Genomic DNA, 21,226 nt, shown 5'->3' on the forward strand with positions numbered 1-21,226 from the left:
TTCCTTCTCAGCTGGGAGGAACGGACCCCGGACACACCGAAGGCCGCCCTCGGGCGGCCTTCGCGAAGTCTTGAGTACGCGCAGTCAGCGGGCCGCCGGAGAAGCGGTCCACCACCAGTTCTGGATCTGGGTCGAGTGCGCGAACATGCCGAGCACCCTACCCCAGGAACCGTGTCCGAGTCGCGTATCTCGTGTCTCAATTGGTGGTCATGGGGCTGGACGTCCGACACGACCCCGTAATGTTGAGGCGTGACCGTGAACGCTAAGACCAGCGCGAGCGCTGGCAACACCTGGCGAGACCTGCCCGCGGCGCAGCAGCCCGAGTACCCCGACACCGAGGCTCTGCGCGCAGTGATCGCGGACCTCGAGTCGTATCCGCCGCTCGTCTTCGCGGGCGAGTGCGACCAGCTGCGCGCCCGGATGGCGGCCGTCGCCAAGGGAGAGGCGTTCCTCCTCCAGGGCGGCGACTGCGCCGAGGCCTTCGACGCCGTGTCCGCCGACCACATCCGCAACAAGCTCAAGACCCTCCTGCAGATGGGCGCCGTGCTGACGTACGCCGCCTCGGTGCCGGTCGTGAAGGTCGGCCGGATCGCCGGCCAGTACTCCAAGCCGCGCTCCAAGCCGACCGAGACCCGCGACGGCGTGACGCTGCCCACCTACCGGGGCGACTCCGTCAACGGCTTCGACTTCACCGAGGAGTCCCGCGTCCCGGACCCCGAGCGGCTGAAGCGGATGTACAACGCCTCCGCCTCCACGCTCAACCTGGTGCGCGCCTTCACCACCGGCGGCTACGCCGACCTGCGCCAGGTGCACGCCTGGAACCAGGACTTCGTGAAGTCCTCGCCGTCCGGCCAGCGCTACGAGCAGCTCGCCCGCGAGATCGACAACGCGCTGAACTTCATGCACGCCTGCGGGGCCGACCCGGAGGAGTTCAAGACCGTCGAGTTCTTCGCCTCGCACGAGGCGCTGCTGCTCGACTACGAGTCCGCGCTCACCCGCGTCGACTCCCGCACGGGCCGGCTCTACGACGTCTCCGGCCACATGGTGTGGATCGGTGAGCGCACCCGGCAGCTGGACGGCGCGCACATCGAGTTCGCCTCGAAGATCCGCAACCCGATCGGCATCAAGCTCGGCCCGACCACGACGGCCGAGGAGGCGCTGCAGTACATCGAGCGCCTGGACCCGGACCGCGAGCCGGGCCGGCTGACCTTCATCGTCCGCATGGGCGCCGACAAGGTCCGCGACAAGCTGCCCGAGCTGATCGAGAAGGTCACCGCCTCCGGCGCCACCGTGGCCTGGGTGACCGACCCGATGCACGGCAACACCTTCGAGGCGGCCTCCGGTCACAAGACCCGGCGCTTCGACGACGTGCTCGACGAGGTCAAGGGCTTCTTCGAGGTCCACAAGTCCCTCGGCACGCACCCGGGCGGCATCCATGTCGAGCTCACCGGTGACGATGTCACCGAGTGCGTGGGCGGCGGCGACGAGATCTTCGTCGACGACCTGCACCAGCGCTACGAGACGGCCTGCGACCCCCGCCTGAACCGCAGCCAGTCCCTTGACCTGGCCTTCCTGGTCGCCGAGATGTACCGGGACCAGTAGCCGCTTCGGTTCTCGCACGGCAGCGGCGTGGGGCGCGGATCACATACGATCCGCGCCCCACGCCACTTTTATGACTCCTGTGTGCCGGGTAAGGTTAGGTTAGCCTCACCGATCAATCGGGACGGGCACCACCAATCGATCCCGGCGGGAGGTGAACCGCGTGTACGTCTGCAGTTGCTTCGGCATCACCGAGCAGCAGGTGAGGAAGCACGCCGAGGACGGCGCCTGCACCCCTCGCCAGATAGCCTCGGCCAGCAAGGCGGGCACCGACTGCGGTTCGTGTGTGCGCAAGATCCAGGCGCTGCTGGGCCGGGGCGCGTGCCCCCGCCGCGAGCTGGCCGACCAGGGCCGCCCGGTCCTCACCGAGCTGGAGAAGCTCGAAGAAGCCGCCTGAGTGCCGGACGTGACGGGCGCTAGCTCGGCTGCTCGATCTGCTGCGCGAGGTAGAGCGCCTCGCCGAGCGACTCGATGAGTTCCAGCTGGGTGTCGAGGTAGTCGATGTGGTGCTCCTCGTCCTCCAGGATCTCCTCGAAGATGTTCGCGGACGTGATGTCGCCCTTGTTCCGCATCACCTCGATACCGCGCTTGAGGCGGTCGATCGCCTCCACCTCCACCTGCCGGTCCGCCTGGAACATCTCGGTGACGGTCTGGCCGACCCGGACGTGGAAGAGCCGCTGGTAGTTGGGCAGACCGTCCAGCATCAGGATGCGCTCGGTGAGCTTGTCCGCGTGCTTCATCTCGTCGATGGATTCTTCACGCGTGTACTTGGCGAGCTTGGTCCAGCCCTTGTTGTCCTGGATCCGGTAGTGCAGCCAGTACTGGTTGATCGCCGTCAGCTCGCCGGTGAGCTGCTCGTTGAGGAATTCGATGACCTCGGGGTCGCCCTGCATCGCAGAGGCTCCTTCCAGGGATACGGGGGAACAGGCGGGTTCGGCCGCATCCTTGCACCGGTCTCGAAGATCGTCCAGTAAGTCTCCACTTAGTAAGTTAGTACATGCTTAGTCCAATTCGTTCGGATATGGGATAACGCTGGTCAAGTGCACTGCCTCGGGTCTGTCAGGATGGAGACATGGGTCAGCCGGTGGAGAGCGCATCAGGAGGAGCGGAACAGACGGAGCTTCCGCCGGGTCAGCGACTCCAGCGCGGCTGGCCGGTCACCCACTACGGACCGGTCCCCAAGTTCCGCCCCGAGCGCTGGGAGTTCAGGGTCTTCGGCGCCACCGCCGACGGTGAGAAGCACTGCTGGAACCACGAGGAGTTCGCGGCCCTGCCGTACACCAGCGTGGTGGCCGATCTGCACTGCGTCACGAAGTTCAGCATGCTCGGTGCCGAGTGGGGCGGGATTCCCGCCCGGACCGTCCTGGAACTCGCCCCGCCCGCCGAGACCGTCACCCATGTGATGGTGTGGGCCGAGTACGGCTTCAGCTCCAACCTCCGGCTCGCCGACTTCGCCGCCGAGCGCACCATCTTCGCCACCCACAAGGACGGCGAGCTGCTCACCGCGGAGCACGGCTTCCCGCTCCGCCTGGTCGTGCCCCACCTCTACGCCTGGAAGGGCCCCAAGTGGGTCCGGGGCGTGGAGTACATGACCGCCGACCGGCGCGGCTTCTGGGAGGAGCGCGGGTACCACAACATCGGCGACCCCTGGAAGGAACAGCGCTACTCCTACCAGGAACTCCCGGGCGACGGCCCCGAACTCTGACCCGCCGGCGCTCAGCCGTCCCTGAGCTTCTTCAGCCGCTCCACGTCCGCGGCATGCCCCTCCCTGCCGCCGGGCGTCTCGATGATCAGCGGTACGCCCTCGGTGGCGGGGTGCGTCATCAGCGCCCGGAACGGGTCCTCGCCGATGTGGCCGGAGCCGATGTTCTCGTGCCGGTCCTTGTGGGCGCCGACCACGTCCTTGGAGTCGTTGGCGTGGATCAGCTTCAGCCGCCCCTCACCCACCGTGTCCACCAGCAGGTCCAGGGTCTGGTGCATGCCGTCCGGGCCGGTCAGGTCGTGGCCGGCGGCGAAGATGTGGCAGGTGTCGAGGCAGACGCCCAGCTTCGGGTGGGCGTCCAGGGCCTCGAAGTACGGCCCGAAGTCCCAGGTGCGCGAGCAGAGCGAGGAGCCCTGGCCCGCGGTGGACTCCAGCAGCAGGAACGGGTCCTCGTCGTGGGTCAGCTCGTCCAGCAGCGGCAGCAGGTACTCCCGCACCTGCTTCAGCGCCACCGAGCGGGCCCGGCCGCCGGTCGCGCTGCCCGTGTGCACGACCACGCCCAGCGCGCCGATCTCCCGGCCGCGCCGCAGCGAGTGGCGCAGCGACTCCACCGACCTCTCCGCGGTCGCCTCGGTGTGCGAACCGAAGTTGATCAGATAGGGGGCGTGCACGTACGCCGGTATCGAGCCCTCCGCGCAGGCCGCGCGGAACTCCTCGTCCTGGCGCGGGTTGCCGCCCGGGGTGGCCCAGCCGCGCGGGTTGGCGACGAAGACCTGCACGGTCTCCGCCTTCAGCTCGCGGGCGTAGGACAGACCCACCGAGTTCAGTCCGCCGGCCACCGGGACATGGCCGCCGACGGGGTTGCGCAGCCGTCCGGCGGCCTCGGGTGCCCCGGTCACCGGATCTCGATGGTGATCGTGGAGCCCTTGGGCGCGGTGTCGCCGCCCGCCACGGACTGGTCGCGCACGGTGTCGCCGAACAGCCCGAGCAGCCCGCGGTCCTCGTCGACCTCGAAGCCCGCCGCCTCCAGCGCGGCCGTGGCGTCGCCGACCGAGTCGCCGACCACGTCCGGGACCTCGACCATCTCCGGGCCCTTGGACAGCGTCAGCGTCACCGTGTCACCGACGACGACCTCGCTGTCGGCCTCCGGGCTCTGCAGGGCGACCGCGCCCTTGTCGAAGTCGGCGGAGGTGACCTGCTCCTCGGCGACCCGCACCTTCAGCCCGGCCTCCGTCAGCTCGGCCCTGGCGTCCTCGAGGCTCTCGCCCGTGACGTCGGGGACGTCGACCGGGCGGCCCTTGCTGACGATCAGGGCGACGGCGGAGCCCGAGCGTCGCTCGGTGCCGGCCTCGGGGGTCGTGGAGACCACCGAGCCCCGGGCCACGGAGTCGCTGAACTCCCGGGTCACCATGCCCGGCTCCAGACCCGCCTTCGACAGCAGCTCCTTCGCCTTGTCCAGGCGGTAGCCCTCCAGCTCCGGGACGGCCACCACCTCGGGACCCTTGGAGACCACCAGGTTCACGGCGTCGTTGTCCCGGATGCGGCTGCCGGCCTCCGGGTCGGTGCTGATGACCTTCCCCCGCTCGACGGTGTCGCTGTAGGCGCGCTCCACCTTGCCGACCTCCAGACCGGCCTGCTCCAGCCGGTCCTCGGCCTTCGCCTCCGTCTGCGTCAGCAGCGCCGGGACCCGGGTGAACTGCCCGGAGTTGATGTACCACACGCCCGCGCCGACCCCGAGGACGAGCAGCACGGCGGCCACCAGCGCCAGCGGGCCGCGCCGCCGGGCCGCCGAGCCCGTACGGGGCGCGCGCGGCGGCGGGGGCGGGCTCGCCAGGCGGCTGGTCCGGTTGAAGGGGTCCTGCCCGGCCTCCTCGTCGACCGGCAGTGGGCGCGGCACGGTCAGCGAACGCGGGATGACGCTGGTGCGGTCGTCGGCGTTGTCGTGCTCGTCGGACAGCGCCTGCGGGGGCAGCGCGTCCAGCTGCTCCTCGGTGAGCGCGGCCCGCGTGCGGCGGGCCTCGGCGAGCAGGGCGACCGCGTCGTGCGGGCGGACCTCCGGGGTGCGGGCGGTGGCCGAGGCGACCAGCGCGTCCAGCTCGTACGCCAGTCCGGGCACGGCCGCGGAGGGCGGCGGGACGTTTTCGTGCAGGTGCTTGTAGAGCACTATCGCGGGGGAGTCCCCGTCGTGCGGCTTCTCCCCGGTGAGCATCTCGTACAGGACGACACCGCACGCGTACACGTCGACCCGGGCGTCGGCGATGCCGGGCTGCTCGATCTGCTCGGGTGCCAGGTAGGAGACCGTGCCGAGGACGGCACCGGTGGTGCTGGTGACCGAGTCCACCGAGCGGACCAGCCCGAAGTCGGCGACCTTGACCCGGCCGTCGTCCCCTATGAGCACGTTCTCCGGCTTCATGTCCCGGTGGATGAACCCGGCCCGGTGCGCGGCGCCGAGCGCGGCGAGCACCGGCTCCAGGATGTCCAGGGCGGCCCGCGGCTGGAGCGCCCCGCGCTCGCGCAGCACGTCCCGCAGGGTGCAGCCGGCGATGTACTCCATCGCGAGGTACACGTACGACCCGTCGGTGCCCTGGTCGAAGACCTGCACCACGTTCGGGTGCGCGAGGCGGGCGACGGACTTGGCCTCCCGGATGAACCGGTCGACGAACGTGGCGTCGGCCGCGAGCCCGGGGTGCATCACCTTCAGCGCGAGGACACGGTCGAGCCGGGTGTCCACGGCCCGGTAGACCGTGGCCATCCCACCGACGGCGATCCGCGCCTCGACGCGGTAGCGGCCGTCGAGCACCTGCCCGACCAGCGGGTCCTGAAGGGTCGTATCCACGCAGGCGAGTCTACGAGCCGGGACCGACAGGCCCGCCGCTCAGGCCGGAACAGGGGCGGTACTGAAGCCGTCCTGTGACGCAACGCACGCGCACGTTCAGAATGCGGGACGCTCCGGGTCGAACACGGCCGTCCCGGCCACGGGGGAGGACGCCTCGGCGAAGTGGCGGCGCGGGATGCGGCCCGCGCGGTGCGCCAGCCGCCCCGCCTCCACCGCGTGCCGCATCGCGTCGGCCATCAGCACCGGCTCCTTGGCTCGGGTGACGGCCGAGGCGAGCATCACACCCGCGCACCCCAGCTCCATCGCCAGCGCCGCGTCCGAGGCCGTACCGGCCCCCGCGTCCAGGATCACCGGCACGCGCGCGTGCTCCACGATCAGCTGGAAGTTGTGCGGGTTGCGGATGCCGAGCCCGGAGCCGATCGGCGAGCCCAGCGGCATGATCGCCGCGCAGCCGACGTCCTCCAGCTTCCGCGCCAGCACCGGGTCGTCGTTGGTGTACGGCAGCACCGTGAAGCCGTCGTCCACCAGGGTCTCCGCCGCGTCCAGCAGCTCGATCGGGTCCGGCAGCAGGGTCCGCTCGTCGGCGATGACCTCCAGCTTGACCAGGGAGGTGCCGAGGGCCTCGCGGGCCAGTCGGGCGGTGAGCACGGCCTCGCCGGCGGTGTAGCAGCCCGCCGTGTTCGGCAGCACGCGGATGCCGAGCCGCTCCAGCACCGACAGCACCGAACCGCGCACCGAGGCGTCCACCCGGCGCATCGCGACCGTGGTCAGCTCGGTGCCGGACGCCGTCAGCGCCCGCTCCAGCACGTCCAGGCTGGGCGCCCCGCCGGTGCCCATGATCAGCCGGGACGAGAACGCCGTACCGCCGAGGACGAAGGGATCGTCGGCCATGGGTCAGCCTCCTTGGACGGCGGTGAGGACCTCGACGCGGTCCCCCTCGCACAGGGACGTCGAGGACCAGCGGTCGCGCGGGACGACGGTCTCGTTGAGCGCGGCGGCCACCCCGGTGGGCGCCGCGGTGAGCGAGCGCACCAGCGTGTCGAGCGCGGTGCCCGGCTCGATCCGCCGCCGCTCGCCGTTGACCGAGATGTTCATACGGGCTGCTCCTGGAGTGCGAACCGCCGGGGGCTGAACGGACGGGCCTCGTCCGGCAGCTCGCCGGTGGTCAGGGCGTGTGCGAGCGCGTCGCCGGTGACCGGGGTGAGCAGGACGCCGTTGCGGTAGTGCCCGGTGGCCAGGTGCAGGCCGTCGAGGGCGGTCGGGCCGAGCAGCGGCGCGTTGTCGGGGGTGCCGGGGCGCAGGCCGGCCCGGGTCTCGGTGAGCGGCAGCTCGGTGATGCCGGGCACCAGTTCGTGCGCGTCGCGCAGCAGCTCGTACACGCCGCCCGCGGTCACCGTGGTGTCCCAGCCGAGCTCCTCGCTGGTCGCGCCGACGACCAGTTCGCCGTTCTCGCGGGGCACCAGGTAGACCTGGCTGCCGCGCACCACCGCGCGTACGGTCCGGCTCAGGAACGGCGCGTGCCGCCGGGGCACGGTCAGCCGCAGCACCTGCCCCTTCACGGGCCGTACGGGAGGGAGCACGTCCTCGGGCACGCCCGCCAGGCGCCCGCTGAGGCTGCCGGTGGCGAGGACCACCTGGCCGGCGGGGAGCGGGGTGCCGTCCTCGGTCGTGCAGCCGGCGGCCCGGCCGCCGGTGACGGTCAGGCCGGCCGCCCACGCCCGGTGGAAGACCACGCCCGCCCGCTCGCAGGCGGTCACCAGCGCCCGCGCGAGGCGGCGCGGGTCGATCTGGTGGTCGCCGTCCACCCGGAGCCCGCCGCGCACGCCCGGCGCGAGCATCGGCTCCAGACGCCGGCAGTCCCGCCCGGACAGCCACTCGGAGTCGAGCCCCGACTCCCTTTGCAGCGCGTGCAGTTCGCGCAGATGCGCGCGGTCGTCGGCGTCCAGCGCGACGGCGAGCGTGCCGCACCGGCGGTACCCGAGGTCCTGGCCGGTGAGGTCGGTCAGTTCGGCCCTGAACTCGGGGTACCGGCGCGCCGAGGCGAGGTTCAGGCCGAGCAGCGTCTGCTCGCCGTAGTGCAGTTCGGTGACGGCGGCCAGCATGCCGGCCGCCACCTGGGCGGCGCCGCCGCCCGGCTCGGGGTCCACCACGGCCGTGGCGAAGCCGCGTTGGGCGGCCCGCCACGCCGTGACCAGGCCGATGATTCCGCCCCCCAGGACGAGGACGTCGGACGTACGCGTGGGCGACATGGGTGTCCAGCCCCTCCCTTCGCCGGCATGACCCGGATCAGGTTCGTACGGTCGGAGGCCGCCAGCCTCCCTCTCAGCCCGGTGCGTCCGGGCTCCCGCGTGTGCTTTACGTTGGCCACCCTAACCGCTGGTAGTGATCCGCTGTAAGGGAGCCTTCCGCCATGCCCCGCTCGCTCGACGGCCTCGTCCTCGCCCCCGTCGCCGACCAGGCCCCAGGTCAGGTGGGCACGCTGACCCGCTTCGCGTACCACGAGAAGGACGGCGAGATCTGGGCCGAATACGCGGGCGGGGATGTCGTACGCGGGCATCTGGTGGGTACCCGGGAGGGTGACCGGCTGGACTTCCGGTACGTGCAGCTGCGGCGGGACGGGTCCACCGCGTCCGGGCACTGCGTGTCGACGGTGGTGGAGCTGCCTGACGGGCGGGTGCGGCTGGAGGAGAGCTGGGAGTGGGAGTCGCGGGCGGGCAGCGGGACCAGCGTTGTGGAGCAGGTCACGCGGCACGACGGCTGACTGACGGATTGTCAGTTGTCTAAGGTGATCGAGTGAGCGAGCAGACGACGACGTCGCAGCGGCGGGTGGTGGTGGCCGGCGCGGGCATGGCCGGGGTGCAGACCGCGGTCGCGCTGCGCGAACAGGGCTTCACGGGCACGGTGACCCTGATCGGCGCCGAACCGCACCAGCCCTACGACCGGCCGCCCCTGTCCAAGGCCGTGCTGCTCGGCAAGGCCGAGGGCTCCGCCTTCGACGTGGACTTCGAGGCGCTCGGCATCACGCTGAGCCTCGGCCACGAGGTGCTGGGCCTGCGCCCCGACGACCACGAACTCGACACCGGACAGGGGCCCGTCGGCTACGACGTACTGGTCCTCGCCACCGGCGCCGAACCGATTCGCCTGCCGGGTGCCGAGGGCGTCCCGGGCGTGCATCTGCTGCGCACCCTGGACGACGCCGAGCGGCTGCGGCCGGTGCTCGCCCGGCAGCACGACATCGTGGTCGTCGGCGCGGGCTGGATCGGCGCCGAGTTCGCCACCGCCGCGCGCGAGGCGGGCTGTTCGGTCACGGTCGTGGAGGCCGCGGACCGGCCGCTGGCGGGCGCGCTGCCCGCCGAGGTGGCCGCGCCGATGACCGCCTGGTACGCCGACAGCGGCGCCGAACTGCGCACCGGCGCGCGCGTGGCGCACGTCGAGCCCGGCGAGGTCGTCCTCGACGACGGATCCCGGGTGCCCGCGGGCGCCGTCGTGGTCGGCATCGGCGCCCGCCCCGCCACCGGCTGGCTCGCCGGGTCCGGGATCGAGCTGGGCGGACACGGCGAGGTGGTGGCCGACGAGCGGCTGCGGACCTCGCTCCCGGACGTCTGGGCGGTCGGCGACTGCGCCTCCTTCCCCTCCGGCCGCTACGGCGAGCGCCTCCTGGTCCACCACTGGGACAACGCCCTCCAGGGCCCGCGCACGGTCGCCGCCGACATCATCGGCGAGGCCCCCGTCGCCTACGACCCGGTGCCCTACTTCTGGTCCGAGCAGTTCGGCCGGTTCGTCCAGTACGCCGGTCACCACGCCTCGGCCGACAGCACCGTGTGGCGGGGCGACCCCTCCGGCCCGGCCTGGACGGTCTGCTGGCTGCGTGAGGGCCGGCTGGTCGCGCTGCTGGCGGTGGGCCGGCCCCGAGACCTGGCCCAGGGGCGGCGGCTGATCGAGGCCGGCACCCGGATGGACCCCGGTCTGCTGGTGGACCCGGCCCGGCCCCTGAAGGCGGCCACCGCCCGGGTGTGACACCCGGGCCGGCCCGGCCCGGCTTCCTGATGTCAGTGCGGGATGGCAGGCTTGTTCCCGTGACCGAGATTGACGCAAAGATCGATGCTCTCGTCCCCGCCTGGCTCACCCTCCCCGACATCGCCGAGCAGTTCGACGTCGAGGTGACGCGTGTGCGGCAGCTGGTCAAGGACGGCCAGCTCATCGCCGTACGCCGTGGTGAGAACCGCGCGCTGCACGTCCCCGCCGCCTTCATCGACGGGGACAAGGTCGTCAAGGGCCTCACCGGCACCCTGACGCTCCTGCGGGACGACGGCTTCACCGACGAAGAGATGCTGGAGTGGCTCTTCACCCCCGACGAGAGCCTGCCCGGCACCCCCGCGCAGGCCCTGAGCGAGAATCGCGGCACGGAGGTGAAGCGCCGCGCCCAGGCGCTCGCCGTCTGAACCGACAGCAGTCCCGGTGCACGGGCCGCGGACACCCGCGGCCCGTGCACCACCGACCCCGGGGGGAACACGTATGTCCGACACCGCGCGCGCCCGGCTCGCCGACGCCCGGCTCTACCTCTGCACGGACGCCCGCAGGGACCGGGGGGACCTCCCCGCCTTCCTGGACGCGGCCCTCGCCGGCGGTGTCGACATCGTGCAGCTGCGCGACAAGGGCATGGAGGCCGCCGAGGAGCTGGAGCACCTGGCGGTCCTCGCCGACGCCTGCGCCCGCCACGGAAAGCTCCTCGCGGTGAACGACCGCGCGGACGTCGCCCACGCCGCCGGAGCCCAGGTGCTCCACCTGGGCCAGGGCGACCTCCCGGTGCCGGCCGCGCGGGCGGTCCTCGGCGACGACGTGCTGATCGGACGCTCCACCCACGCGGCCGCCGAGGCCGAGGCGGCCGCCGTCCAGGAGGGCGTCGACTACTTCTGCACCGGCCCCTGCTGGCCCACGCCCACCAAGCCCGGCCGGCACGCCCCCGGCCTCGACCTGGTCCGGCACACCGCCGGGCTCGGCACCGACCGGCCCTGGTTCGCCATCGGCGGCATCGACCTGGGCAACCTCGACGAGGTGCTCGACGCGGGCGCCCGCCGGGTCGTCGTCGTACGGGCGATCACCGAGGCGGACGACCCGGGTGCCGCCGCCGCGGAGTTCGCCAAGCGGCTGCGGCAGGCGTAGCCGACGGCCGCGGTGAGGCCCGAGGGGCGCCCGGCGTCCCAAGGGCTGGACAACAACCCGACAATCCGGGCAAATACCAGCCATCCGGTTGGGGGACCGACGCCCCGTGGCTAACCTGCCCGTATGGCCCTCGGCACCGCATCCACCAGGTCGGACCACGCTCGTACCGTGCGCGAGATGCTCGCGACCGGGAAGACGACGTACTCCTTCGAGTTCTACGCCCCGAAGACCCCGAAGGGCGAGCGGAACCTGTGGAACGCGCTGCGCCGCGTCGAGGCGGTGGCGCCCGACTTCGTCTCCGTGACCTACGGCGCGGGCGGCACCACCCGGGCGGGCACGGTCAAGGCGACCGAGGCCATCGCCTCCGACACCACGCTCACTCCGATCGCCCACCTCACCGCGGTCGACCACTCGGTGGCGGACCTGCGCAACATCATCGGCCAGTACGCCGACGCCGGTATCCGCAACATGCTCGCCCTGCGCGGCGACCCGCCCGGCGACCCCATGGGCGACTGGGTGCGGCATCCCCAGGGCCTCGCCTACGCCGCCGAACTGGTCGAACTGATCAAGACCTCCGGCGACTTCTGCGTGGGCGTCGCGGCCTTCCCCGCGATGCACCCGCGCTCCGCCGACTGGGACGCCGACGTGCGGCACTTCGTCGACAAGTGCCGGGCCGGCGCGGACTACGCCATCACCCAGATGTTCTTCCGGCCCGAGGACTACCTGCGGCTGCGCGACCGGGTGGCGGCCGCCGGCTGCGAGACGCCGATCATCCCCGAGATCATGCCGATCGGCAGTGTGCGGACCCTGGAGCGCATCCCGTCGCTCACCAACGCCGACTTCCCCGCGGCCCTGAAAGAGCGGATCCTCACAGCCAAAGACGATCCGGCCGCTGTACGCTCCATTGGCATCGAATTCGCCACGGAGTTCTGCGCGCGCCTGCTCGCGGAGGGAGTGCCCGGTCTGCACTTCATCACGCTCAACAACTCCACGGCGACACTGGAGATCTACGAGAACCTGGGCCTGCACCAAGCACCCCAGGCCTAGACCGGCCGCACCGCTGTACGACACACTGCGTAACGGTCACTGGGAGAGGGGCGTACATGGGCTGGACGGTCCTCTATGTCGCGTTCGGCGTCGTCGCGCTGTGGCTGCTGGGCGAGGTGCTGCTGCAGTACAAGGCGCGCCTGCGCTGGCGGCTGCTGGCCTTCGGCGGCTTCCTGGGCGTCGTGCTCGGCGTGCTGATCCCGTCGGTGATCGTCATAGGTCTGGGCGCGGCCGCCTTCGCGATCGGCCAGACCTACGTGACGCTGTCGTTCCGCCGCGGGTTCGCCTCCGGCTGGGCGGTGAACGCCCCGGCGCTCGGCGGCGGCAAGCGCCGTGACGAGCCGGACCGCCAGGAGCCCACGCTGGAGGTCTCCGACCTCGAAGCGGGCGAGGGCCGCTACGACGACGACTCCTACGGCCGCCGCACGGGCGCCGACTACGCCGACGACGACTCCTACGACCGCGACGACGTCTTCACGCCGGCGAACCCCGCCGCCGAGAGCACCGCGGTCTACGAGCCGCAGCCCATGCCCGAGGACACCGGCTCCTACGGCATCTACGGCGCCACCCCCGACCCCTCCTACGCGGCGGCGGCCCAGCCCCAGGACCAGTACGCGGCGGCCGCCCAGGGCGCGGACCAGACCTACGGCTACGACGGCTACACCGGGTACGACCAGCAGCAGTACGGCTACGACACGACCGGCCAGCAGCAGTACGCCGCCTACTCCGACCCCTACATCGGCACCCAGACCTACGACGGCGGCTCCTACGACGCCGGGTACGGCCAGCAGTACGGTCAGCAGGGCTACGGCCAGGACCAGTACGCGGCCGGCACCTACGGCGGCGAGACCCCGGCCAGCGGTGTGTGGGTCCCGCAGCAGCGCAGCACCGACGACGCCTACGGCGGCGAACTCCCGCCGGAGCAGCAGTACCCGTACCAGGGCGGCCAGGGGCAGGGGCAGCAGGGCGGCTACGACGAGCAGCAGTACCGGTTCTGAGACCCGAGGAGCCTGGTGGGGGCCTCGGAAGCCCTCACTGTGAGCCCCGGAAGTCCGGTCCCTCCACGATCAGTCCGGCGACCAGCGCGCCGGACATGCCCGCGTGGGCGAGCCCGCCACCGGGGTGCGACCAGCCGCCGACCGTGAACAGCCCCGGCATCCGGGTGCTGTTGGCCGGGTACAGGAAGGTGCCCTCCGCCGCGGCCAGCGCGGGCGGCGGCACGGCCCCGCCCTCGGCACCGGTCTCCGCCGCGGTGTGCGCCGGGGTACGGACCTCCCGCCACAGCGTCCGCTCGCGCAGGTCCGGGACCGCCCGCTCGGCGGCCTCGGTCATCCGGTCGGCGAAGGCGTCGGCGACTCCCGGGGCGGTCCAGTCGTAGGCCGTCAGCGCCGGCACCGTGGCCGTCAGGACCACCGACTCGTGCTCCGCGTCGGGCCACAGGGCCGGATCGTCGGGGCGGTCCACCCGGACCGTCGGCCGCGCGGGCGGCTCGGCGGTCCCGAGGGCGTCCAGTTCGCCGCGCCGGTCCGGGGTGTGCACCACCGTCCGGTGCGCGGCACCGGGGTCCCGGGCGCCGCGCAGCGCCAGACAGACCACGACCCGGCCGCCGGACAGGAACTCCGGCCGGGGTTCGACGTCCGCCGTGCCGTACAGCGCCCGGCCGTGGGTCAGCCCGCCCAGCCGCCAGGGTCCGGTGCCGACCACCAGGTCCGCCTCCGCCACGGTGCCGTCGGCGAGTTCGAGGCCCGCCGCCCGGCCGTCCTTCTCCAGCACCCCGGTCACCCCGGCACCGAAGTGAAAGTCGACCTTCCGGTCCAGGCAGCGCTCGTACACCGCGCGGGCCAGCTCCCGCATCCCGCCCCGGACGTACCAGGTGCCGAACGCGTGCTCCATGTACGGCAGGACGGCCGCGCCCGCCGGGGCGCTCTCGGGGTCCAGCCCGTACCCGAGGGCGTGGCTCTCCAGCAGCGCGGCCAGCCGTGGGTCGCGCAGCTCCCAGGCGCCGACCTCGGCGAGGGTGCCGGCCCTGCGGGTACGCAGCAGGCGCTTGTGCGGCACCGCGGGATAGGGCTCCCGCCCGGCCAGCACCTCCCAGTTGGGCCACAGGGGCTCCTCCAGGAGCGGTCTGCGGGCGCGGTCCCACGCCTCGCGGGCCCGGACCAGGAAGTCGCCCCAGCGGGCGCCCGCGCCCGCGCCGAGCGCCTCGTCCAGCGCGGCGACGACCCCAGCGCGCGAGGCGTTGGGCAGCGCGACCGAGGTGCCGTCGGCGAAGAGGTGCCGGGACGACGGATCGACCTGGACCAGGTCGACGCGGTCCTCCAGCGGCTCCCGGCCGGTCTTGACGAACAGGTCGCGCCAGACCGCGGGCAGGGTCAGCAGCCCGGGACCGGTGTCGAAGCGGAAACCGTCCCGCTCCAGACGGCGCACCGCGCCGCCGTACGTCTCCGTACGCTCGTACACCGCCACCCGGTGGCCCGCGACGGCCAGCCGGGCGGCGGCCGCCAGCGCGCCCGTCCCGGCGCCGATCACCGCAATCCGTGCCATGCCAGGGACTTTATCCGCCGCCACCGACCGTCACCGCGGCGGAGGTCCGGGCCCCTCGTCGATGCGGCCGGCCAGCCGGCGCTCCTCGCGCCGCTGGGCCCTGCGCCGCAGGAACCGCCGGATCGCTGAGGCGAGGAAGAGAAGTATGCCGAGGCCGGCCAGGAGCAGCAGGCCGGCGATGACCGCCGCCGCCTCGGGGTTGAACATCGCGAAGGTGACGATCCCGGCGACCCCGAGATCCTCGGCCAGGCTCACCACCACGTTGCTGAACGGCTCGGGCGAGGTGTTGACCGCCATCCGCGTCCCGGCCTTCACCGCGTGGCTGGCCAGCGCCGAGGTGCCGCCGACCAGACCGGCGGCCACGTCCGACAGCGAGCCGCTCTGCCCCGCGAGCGCCGCGCCCACCCAGGCCCCGGCGGCCGGCCGGATCAGGGTGTGCACGGAGTCCCACGCCGAGTCGACGTAGGGGATCTTGTCGGCGACCGCCTCGCACAGGAACAGCACGCCCGCCGCGATCAGCACCTCGGGGTGCTGAAGGGACTCGGGGACCTCGTCGCTCAGCCCGGTCGCGCCGAACACGCCGAGCAGCAGCACCACCGCGTAGGCGTTGATGCCGCTGGCCCAGCCGCTCGTGAAGACGAGGGGGAGTACCGACACGGACGCGATCGTAACCAGTGGGCGGGCGCCCCGGGTGGGGTTCGGCACCCAGGACTGAGTACGCGTACCTAGACGGTGAGTTGAGTACGCGCGCGGATGGGGGCCGACCCGTGCGGACGAGAGAGTGGAGGCACGGAGAAGGGACCGGCTCCGGCACCGGCGACACGGGGCGCCGGAACGGAGCGGCCCCGGATCCGCTCCTTCCGCCGGCCCGGGCGTCGGCGGAAGCGAGGCACGGGGGAACGACCGGACGGGGGAACCGTACGGGGGAACGGGGGACGGGGAACGGGGGAGCACGAAGGAAGCGCCGGTGCGTCGGCGGCCTGTCGGGGGACGGGCCGTGACGGACCGGCGCTTCCTTCATGTGTGCCCGCGGGGTCAGCCCCGGCCGCTCACCCGTCCCTGGAGCAGCCTCGACAGGGCCGCGTGCACATCGTCCAGGGAGCGCTCCGGCTGGAACGACTGCCAGTCCAGGGCGGCCACCAGGACCATGCCGACCAGTGCGGCGGCCGTCAGCGGGATGTCGATCTCGTCGCTGAACTCGCCGTTCGCCACGCCCTCGCGCAGCACGTCCTCCACCACCGCCACGACGTCCTGCCGGACCACCATCAGGGTGGACTGCCAGGCCCGGTTGGTGCGCCACAGCTCGGCCACGTACAGCTGGGTGAAGGCCGGGTAGGCGGAGATGAAGCCGAGGCCCGCGCGGATCATCGCGTCCAGCGCGTCCACCCTGCTGCCGCCCGTGCGGTCGGTGCGCTCGGCCGCGTCCTTCAGGGAGGCGGTGAGCAGGCCCACGCCGTGCCGCAGCAGCTCCTCGAAGAGGACCGACTTGCTCGCGAAGTTGTAGTAGACGGTGCCCTTCGCGACCCCGGCACGCTCGGCGATCTCGTCCACCGTGGTGGCCGAGAAGCCCTGCTCGGCGATGAGCGTGACGGCGGCCTCGTAGAGCTTCTGCCGGGTGGCCTCACGGCGGGTGCTGCCGCCCGACGCGGCGCTGCTGCTTTCCATGGCCATGATTGTCCCGCGCCCGCTCACAGGGTCAGCTCCGGGTGCAGCCGGTCGAGCGTCCACACCTGACGGCGGCGCGCCGACAGCGCGGTCAGCGCCAGGGCGCCCGCGGTGAACGCGACGAGCACGGCGCACGCCTGCCAGACCGGTCCCAGGCCGCCGCCCGTGATGAGCCGCCTGAGCGCCTCCACGACGTAGCTCATCGGCAGGAAGGGGTGCAGGGCGTTGAAGAAGCCGGGGCTGGTCTGCACGGGGTAGGTGCCGCCGGCCGAGGTCAGCTGGAGCATCAGCAGCGCCAGCACGAGGATCCGTCCGGCCGCCCCGAAGCGCGCGTTCAGCCACTGCACGAGCGAGGCGAAGCACGCCGTCACCAGGAACAGGAAGCCGACCGTGCCGGCCGCGCGGGCCATCTGCAGGCCGACCGCCCAGTGCAGCACCGACATCAGGGCCACCGTCTGGAGCACGCCGATCGCCACCACCGGCAGCCAGCCGGCCAGCGCGATCCGCCAGGCCGGGGCGCCCGCCGCGAGGGCCCGCCGGTTCATCGGCGCGATCAGCATGTACGCCACCATGGCGCCCACCCACAGCGACAGCGGGATGAAGTACGGGGCGAACCCGGTGCCGTAGTTGGGTGCCTTGTGCAGGTCCTCGGCGACGAGCCGCACCGGGTCCGACATCACCTCGGTGCGCTCGTCGCGGTCCCGGCGGTCGTAGTCGGGGATCCGCTCGGCGCCGTCGTGCAGTCCGGTCGAGAGCTCCCCCGAGCCGTCGACGAGCTTGTACAGGCCCGCCTTGAGGTCCTTGGCGCCGGTCTTGAGGTCGCCGACGCCCTCGTCGAGGTCGGTGGCGCCCGTGGAGGCCGTGCCGAGCCCGGTGTGGAGCTTCCTCGCCCCGGCGGCGACCTTGCCGGCGCCCTCGTTCAGGTCGTTGATCTTTGTCACGGCGTCGTCGAGGTCCTCGGAGAGGCGGGGTGCCCGGTCGGCGAGGGCCTGGGCCTGCTCCTGCAGGGTGGCCAGATCCTTGTCGAGCTTCTCCAGGTTGCCCGCCTGGCCGGTGACCAGCGTGTCCACGTCGGCGGCGACGCCGGCCACCACCGCGGCGGCGTCCTTGGCCGTCTTCAGTTCGGCGCAGGCGGGATCGGGCAGGGCGGCGTCCTCGCAGCGGGCCCTGTGGACACGGGCGAGGTCGGCGGACGCCTCACGGGCGTCCTCGGCGGCGGCGGGCGCCCGCTCCTCCAGGGCGTCGAGGTTCTCGCGGATCGTGCCCGAGGCGTCGGCGACCAGCTGGGCGGTGTCCCCGATCGTCTTCTCGTTCTTCTCCAGGAACGGGCCGACCTTCCCGGCCACCTCGTTGGCCTTCTCCGCGAGCTTCCCCGTTCCCTCGGCGACCTTCTCGGAGCCGTCCTGGAGGTCGCCCGCGCCCTTGTCGAGCTTCTTCAGCCCCTTGGCCAGCCTGCCGCTGCCCGCCTTGGCGTCCTTCAGCCCGTCGGCGAGGTCCCGCGAGCCCTTCTCCGCCTTGCCGATGCCGCTCTCCAGCCGGTCGGCGCCCTCGGCGGCGTCGACCGTCGCGCCGTGGATGTCGGAGAAGGAGATGAAGATCCGGTCGAGGAAGGACCGCGAGGCCTTCGTGGACGCGGCGTCGCGCACCTCCGCGAACACGGTCCGGGAGATCTGCCCGACGATGTAGTTGTTGGCGTCGTTGGTGCGCACCCGGAGCGCGCCCGTCTCGGGGGAGTCGCCCGAGCTGGAGGCGATCCGCTCGCTGAAGTCGGCCGGCATGGTCAGCGACAGGTAGTACCGGCCGTCCTCCACGCCCGCGCGCGCCTCGTCCGCGCTCACCTCGTGCCAGTCGAAGACCTCGCTCTCGTGCAGGCCCCGCACGATGTCGTCGCCCGCCGCGATCCGCTCGCCGTCCGCCCGCGCACCCCGGTCGTCGTTGACCAGCGCCACGGGGATGCGGTCCAGCCTGCTGTACGGATCCCAGAACGACCACAGGTACAGGGCGCCGTACAGCAGGGGCAGCACCAGCAGCGCGACCATCGCGGCGCGCGGCAGCCTTCCCCGGCCGAAGCGCCGGATCTCAAGCGCGGCCAGTCTCGGCGAACGCATCGGCGCCGCCCTCCTTCGCATTGTCGTCGGCAACCCGGGGGGAGTCCGCGGCGGCCTTCTCGGAGTCCGCGTCGGCGTCCTCGGGGGGCGCGACGCCGTCGGCGTCCGAGGCCCCGTCGTGGCCCGCCGTGGACACCGCCACAGCCCCCTCCGGCGCCTCGCTGCACACCGCCACCACGGTCGTGCCGGCCGCCGCGATCGAGCGCAGCAGCGCCCAGACCTCGGCCCGCTCGGTGCCGGAGAGCTTGAGGTCGGTGTCGTCCACGCCGAGCAGACCCGGTTCGCCGATCAGCGCCAGCGCCACCGACAGCCGCAGCTCCTCCACCCGCTCCAGATCCCGTACGGCCGTCCGGGACCCCTTGGGCAGGGCGTCCCGGTCGAGCCCGGCGGCGGCCAGCGCGCGCTCGATCCGCCCCCGGGTCCACGCCACCCGCTCCGCGCGCGGACGCAGCAGCCCCCGCAGCGAGCCCCCGAACCGCCGCTGGAGCAGGGCCCGCTCGCGCAGGTGCTCGCCGACGGTGAGGGACGGGTCGAGGTCCGTGACCCCGGGGACGTGCGCGAGGGCCCCGACCCGCCGCGCCGCCGCGAGCCGCCTGGGGATGGCGGCCCCGCCGACCGTCGCCGAGCCCTCGGTGGGCCTCATCCGTCCGGTGAGCGCGAGCAGCAGACACGTACGCCCGGATCCGGACGGTCCCTCCACCGCGATCAGTGCACCCGGTTCCGCCTCGAAGGAGACCCCGCGGAACGCCCATCCGCGGGGTCCTTCGAGGCCGAGCCCCCGGGCCGTGACGCCGACTCCGGCCACGGCTCCCCCATCCCCTTTTTTGAACTGACTGGTCAGTGCAAAAACTAACCCGAACTCCCGATCGAAGCAAAAGACCAGGTCAGAACGGATTGTCAGTGCCATACCGCACGATGGACACATACGGCACCCGTGCCGTCACACAGACGACAGGAGGTTCGTCATGGCCAGCTACCCCGCAGCCGCCGCCCGTCGGCGCCGCGCCACCGGCCCTGCCCCCTCACTGACCGGACCGGCGAGCGACGTGCACCCCGTGCTCCGCCGGGCCACGGCCCCGCCCGCCGCCCTGGACCTGCTCGCCCAGGCCCGCGCCGGACTGGACGAGGCCGCCGTGCTGGAGACGTCGAACGAGCGCTACGCAACCGCCCACCTCGCCGCCCTGCGCACCGCGGCGGCCGTCCTGGCCGCGCGCGGCCGCCCCGAACCCACCACCCGACGCCGGGCCCGCATCCGGAGCGCCTGGGAAGTGCTCCCCGAGATAGCGCCCGAGCTGACCGAATGGAGCGCCCTGTTCGCCTCCGGCGCCCGCAGGCGCGCCCGGGCCGAGGCCGGCATCCGGGGCGCGGCCAGCCACCGCGACGCCGACGACCTCATACGCGACGTGGCGATGTTCCTGCGCCTCGTCGAGCGGATGCTGGTCCTCCAGCCGGTGCTGCCCCAGCCCCGCCGGGACGGCGACCCGGCGGACGGGGGAGCGGGGGACGACAGGGCGGGGCCGGGCGTCCGGGAGGGCCCGGACCAGGACTTCCCGGACGCGGGCTGACGGCACCGCGATGACCTGGCCCGGCGAGGGAGGCAATAGGGTGGGACCCGCCTGAAGCCGTCCCGTTCCGGTCCTCCGGGCCGGACGGCACCCCGTTCGCTCCGCCCGTGCCTCGAGGCGGTGCCGCGCCGAGGAGTCAACAGCCGTGTCGGACCCGATGCGCCCGCCCGTCGCCCACCGTCACCCCCGGACGACGTCACCGGGCTCCGACCCCCTCCGCCCGCGCGCCTCCCTCCGTACCGCCGTGGTCTGGGAGGTCCTCAAGGACGCCCTCGACCGTCAGGTCAAGGCCACCGGCCGGGAGGCGCTGGACGTGCTCGACGCGGGCGGCGGCAGTGGCAAGTTCGCCGTGCAGGTCGCCCGCCTCGGCCACCGGGTCACCGTGGTCGACCCGAGCCCCAACGCGCTCTTCGCGCTGGAGCGGCGGGCCGCCGAGGCCGAGGTCGCCGACCGCGTCCAGGGCGTCCAGGGCGACGCCCACGGCCTGTTCGACGTGGTCGAGCGCGGCGGCTACGACGCGGTGCTGTGCCACGGCGTCCTGGAGTACGTCGACGACCCGGCCGAGGGCGTCCGCAACGCCGTCGCCGCCCTGCGCCCCCAGGGCGTCCTCAGCCTGCTCGCCGCCGGCCTCGGCGGCGCCGTGCTGGCCCGCGCCCTCGCCGGCCACTTCAAGGAGGCCAAGCAGGCCCTGGAGGACCCGAACGGCCGCTGGGGCGCCGGCGACCCCGTGCCGCACCGGTTCACCGCCGAGCAGCTCACCGGGCTCGTCGAGGGAGCGGGCCTCGCGGTCGGCGCCGTGCACGGCGTGCGGGTCTTCGCCGACCTCGTGCCCGGCGTCCTGGTGGACACCGAGCCCGGCGCCCTGGAGGCCCTCCTGAAGCTGGAGGAGGCCGCCGCCGAACTGCCCGCCTTCCACGCCGTGGCCACCCAGCTCCATGTGCTCGGCGAGACGCGGGGGACCGCCGGGGCCTGAGTCACCTCCCGGGGTGCGGCGCTG

23 protein-coding genes and 1 riboswitch are annotated in these 21,226 nt (G+C 73.0%); of the genes, 11 read left to right on the forward strand and 12 right to left on the reverse strand.

Annotated features, from left to right (window positions below; translation table 11 throughout):
- Window positions 1-84: 84 nt before the first annotated feature.
- Window positions 85-147 carry a trp operon leader peptide gene (locus tag ABT296_RS13765; protein ID WP_107474434.1) on the reverse strand — a complete coding sequence of 21 codons (63 nt, stop codon included), beginning with the start codon at window positions 145-147 and terminating at the stop codon, window positions 85-87.
- A gap of 102 nt (window positions 148-249) precedes the next feature.
- On the opposite strand from ABT296_RS13765, the gene ABT296_RS13770 reads away from it, so the two are divergent.
- Both ABT296_RS13770 and ABT296_RS13775 read left to right on the forward strand, forming a co-directional pair.
- A complete protein-coding gene (locus tag ABT296_RS13770) occupies window positions 250-1,602 on the forward strand; it encodes a class II 3-deoxy-7-phosphoheptulonate synthase (protein ID WP_351926662.1) in 1,353 nt (450 codons plus the stop codon).
- Window positions 1,603-1,753: 151 nt separating this feature from the next.
- Window positions 1,754-1,996 carry a (2Fe-2S)-binding protein gene (locus ABT296_RS13775; protein WP_351926664.1) on the forward strand — a complete coding sequence of 81 codons (243 nt, stop codon included), beginning with the start codon at window positions 1,754-1,756 and terminating at the stop codon, window positions 1,994-1,996.
- Window positions 1,997-2,015: 19 nt separating this feature from the next.
- Here ABT296_RS13775 and bfr read toward each other — a convergent pair whose 3' ends face one another.
- Window positions 2,016-2,492 (reverse strand): bacterioferritin, encoded by a 477-nt coding sequence (gene bfr, locus ABT296_RS13780; protein WP_351926666.1) that lies wholly within the window; start codon window positions 2,490-2,492, stop codon window positions 2,016-2,018.
- A gap of 179 nt (window positions 2,493-2,671) precedes the next feature.
- On the opposite strand from bfr, the gene ABT296_RS13785 reads away from it, so the two are divergent.
- Window positions 2,672-3,304, forward strand: coding sequence for a sulfite oxidase-like oxidoreductase (locus ABT296_RS13785; RefSeq protein ID WP_351926668.1), 633 nt, complete (start codon window positions 2,672-2,674; stop codon window positions 3,302-3,304).
- An 11-nt stretch (window positions 3,305-3,315) separates the two neighbouring features.
- Here the strand turns inward: ABT296_RS13785 and ABT296_RS13790 are convergent, their stop codons facing one another.
- The 5 genes from ABT296_RS13790 to thiO form a co-directional block, all read right to left on the reverse strand.
- Window positions 3,316-4,200, reverse strand: a complete 885-nt coding sequence (locus tag ABT296_RS13790) for a deoxyribonuclease IV (RefSeq protein WP_351926670.1) — start codon at window positions 4,198-4,200, stop codon at window positions 3,316-3,318.
- Window positions 4,197-6,137 (reverse strand): Stk1 family PASTA domain-containing Ser/Thr kinase, encoded by a 1,941-nt coding sequence (gene pknB, locus ABT296_RS13795; protein ID WP_351926672.1) that lies wholly within the window; start codon window positions 6,135-6,137, stop codon window positions 4,197-4,199. Before pknB ends, ABT296_RS13790 begins: the two co-directional genes overlap by 4 nt.
- 96 nt (window positions 6,138-6,233) lie before the next feature.
- On the reverse strand, window positions 6,234-7,028 hold the full coding sequence (locus ABT296_RS13800; protein ID WP_351926674.1) for a thiazole synthase: 795 nt from the start codon (window positions 7,026-7,028) through the stop codon (window positions 6,234-6,236).
- 3 nt (window positions 7,029-7,031) lie between these two features.
- Window positions 7,032-7,232, reverse strand: a complete 201-nt coding sequence (gene thiS, locus ABT296_RS13805) for a sulfur carrier protein ThiS (protein WP_351926676.1) — start codon at window positions 7,230-7,232, stop codon at window positions 7,032-7,034.
- A complete protein-coding gene (gene thiO / locus ABT296_RS13810) occupies window positions 7,229-8,386 on the reverse strand; it encodes a glycine oxidase ThiO (RefSeq protein WP_351926678.1) in 1,158 nt (385 codons plus the stop codon). The genes thiS and thiO overlap by 4 nt, the downstream gene beginning before the upstream one ends.
- Window positions 8,384-8,495: riboswitch (TPP riboswitch) on the reverse strand. It overlaps the preceding gene by 3 nt.
- A gap of 52 nt (window positions 8,496-8,547) precedes the next feature.
- Here thiO and ABT296_RS13815 point away from each other — a divergent pair.
- From ABT296_RS13815 to ABT296_RS13840, 6 genes are all read left to right on the forward strand, one after another.
- On the forward strand, window positions 8,548-8,898 hold the full coding sequence (locus ABT296_RS13815) for an avidin-fold protein (RefSeq protein WP_351926680.1): 351 nt from the start codon (window positions 8,548-8,550) through the stop codon (window positions 8,896-8,898).
- Window positions 8,899-8,930: 32 nt separating this feature from the next.
- Window positions 8,931-10,154 (forward strand): NAD(P)/FAD-dependent oxidoreductase, encoded by a 1,224-nt coding sequence (locus tag ABT296_RS13820; RefSeq protein ID WP_351926682.1) that lies wholly within the window; start codon window positions 8,931-8,933, stop codon window positions 10,152-10,154.
- A gap of 59 nt (window positions 10,155-10,213) precedes the next feature.
- The gene (locus tag ABT296_RS13825; protein WP_351926684.1) at window positions 10,214-10,579 is read left to right on the forward strand and encodes an Rv2175c family DNA-binding protein; all 366 of its coding nucleotides are present in this window, start codon (window positions 10,214-10,216) and stop codon (window positions 10,577-10,579) included.
- A 73-nt stretch (window positions 10,580-10,652) separates the two neighbouring features.
- Window positions 10,653-11,300, forward strand: coding sequence for a thiamine phosphate synthase (gene thiE / locus ABT296_RS13830; protein ID WP_351926686.1), 648 nt, complete (start codon window positions 10,653-10,655; stop codon window positions 11,298-11,300).
- A 123-nt stretch (window positions 11,301-11,423) separates the two neighbouring features.
- Window positions 11,424-12,347, forward strand: coding sequence for a methylenetetrahydrofolate reductase [NAD(P)H] (gene metF, locus ABT296_RS13835; RefSeq protein WP_351926688.1), 924 nt, complete (start codon window positions 11,424-11,426; stop codon window positions 12,345-12,347).
- Window positions 12,348-12,403: 56 nt separating this feature from the next.
- Complete coding sequence (locus ABT296_RS13840; RefSeq protein WP_351926690.1) at window positions 12,404-13,345, forward strand: SCO2102 family sporulation regulator; 942 nt, start codon at window positions 12,404-12,406, stop codon at window positions 13,343-13,345.
- 34 nt (window positions 13,346-13,379) lie between these two features.
- Here the strand turns inward: ABT296_RS13840 and ABT296_RS13845 are convergent, their stop codons facing one another.
- From ABT296_RS13845 to ABT296_RS13865, 5 genes are all read right to left on the reverse strand, one after another.
- The gene (locus tag ABT296_RS13845) at window positions 13,380-14,891 is read right to left on the reverse strand and encodes a phytoene desaturase family protein (protein WP_351926691.1); all 1,512 of its coding nucleotides are present in this window, start codon (window positions 14,889-14,891) and stop codon (window positions 13,380-13,382) included.
- A 30-nt stretch (window positions 14,892-14,921) separates the two neighbouring features.
- Window positions 14,922-15,548: a DUF4126 domain-containing protein gene (locus ABT296_RS13850; RefSeq protein WP_351926693.1), complete on the reverse strand. Its 627-nt coding sequence runs from the start codon at window positions 15,546-15,548 to the stop codon at window positions 14,922-14,924.
- 378 nt (window positions 15,549-15,926) lie between these two features.
- Window positions 15,927-16,556: a TetR/AcrR family transcriptional regulator gene (locus ABT296_RS13855; RefSeq protein ID WP_351926695.1), complete on the reverse strand. Its 630-nt coding sequence runs from the start codon at window positions 16,554-16,556 to the stop codon at window positions 15,927-15,929.
- 23 nt (window positions 16,557-16,579) lie between these two features.
- The gene (locus ABT296_RS13860) at window positions 16,580-18,664 is read right to left on the reverse strand and encodes a YhgE/Pip family protein (protein ID WP_351926697.1); all 2,085 of its coding nucleotides are present in this window, start codon (window positions 18,662-18,664) and stop codon (window positions 16,580-16,582) included.
- Entirely contained in the window at window positions 18,636-19,469 is an 834-nt protein-coding gene (locus ABT296_RS13865) for an ATP-binding cassette domain-containing protein (protein ID WP_351926699.1), read from the reverse strand. The genes ABT296_RS13860 and ABT296_RS13865 overlap by 29 nt, the downstream gene beginning before the upstream one ends.
- Window positions 19,470-19,629: 160 nt before the next feature.
- Between ABT296_RS13865 and ABT296_RS13870 the strand changes: the two genes are divergently transcribed.
- Complete coding sequence (locus ABT296_RS13870; RefSeq protein ID WP_351926701.1) at window positions 19,630-20,229, forward strand: SAV_6107 family HEPN domain-containing protein; 600 nt, start codon at window positions 19,630-19,632, stop codon at window positions 20,227-20,229.
- A gap of 145 nt (window positions 20,230-20,374) precedes the next feature.
- Entirely contained in the window at window positions 20,375-21,202 is an 828-nt protein-coding gene (locus ABT296_RS13875; protein WP_351926703.1) for a methyltransferase, read from the forward strand.
- The last annotated feature ends 24 nt before the right edge of the window (window positions 21,203-21,226 follow it).

It is taken from the genome of Streptomyces sp. NPDC000983 (assembly GCF_040299205.1).
Lineage (GTDB): Bacteria > Actinomycetota > Actinomycetes > Streptomycetales > Streptomycetaceae > Streptomyces.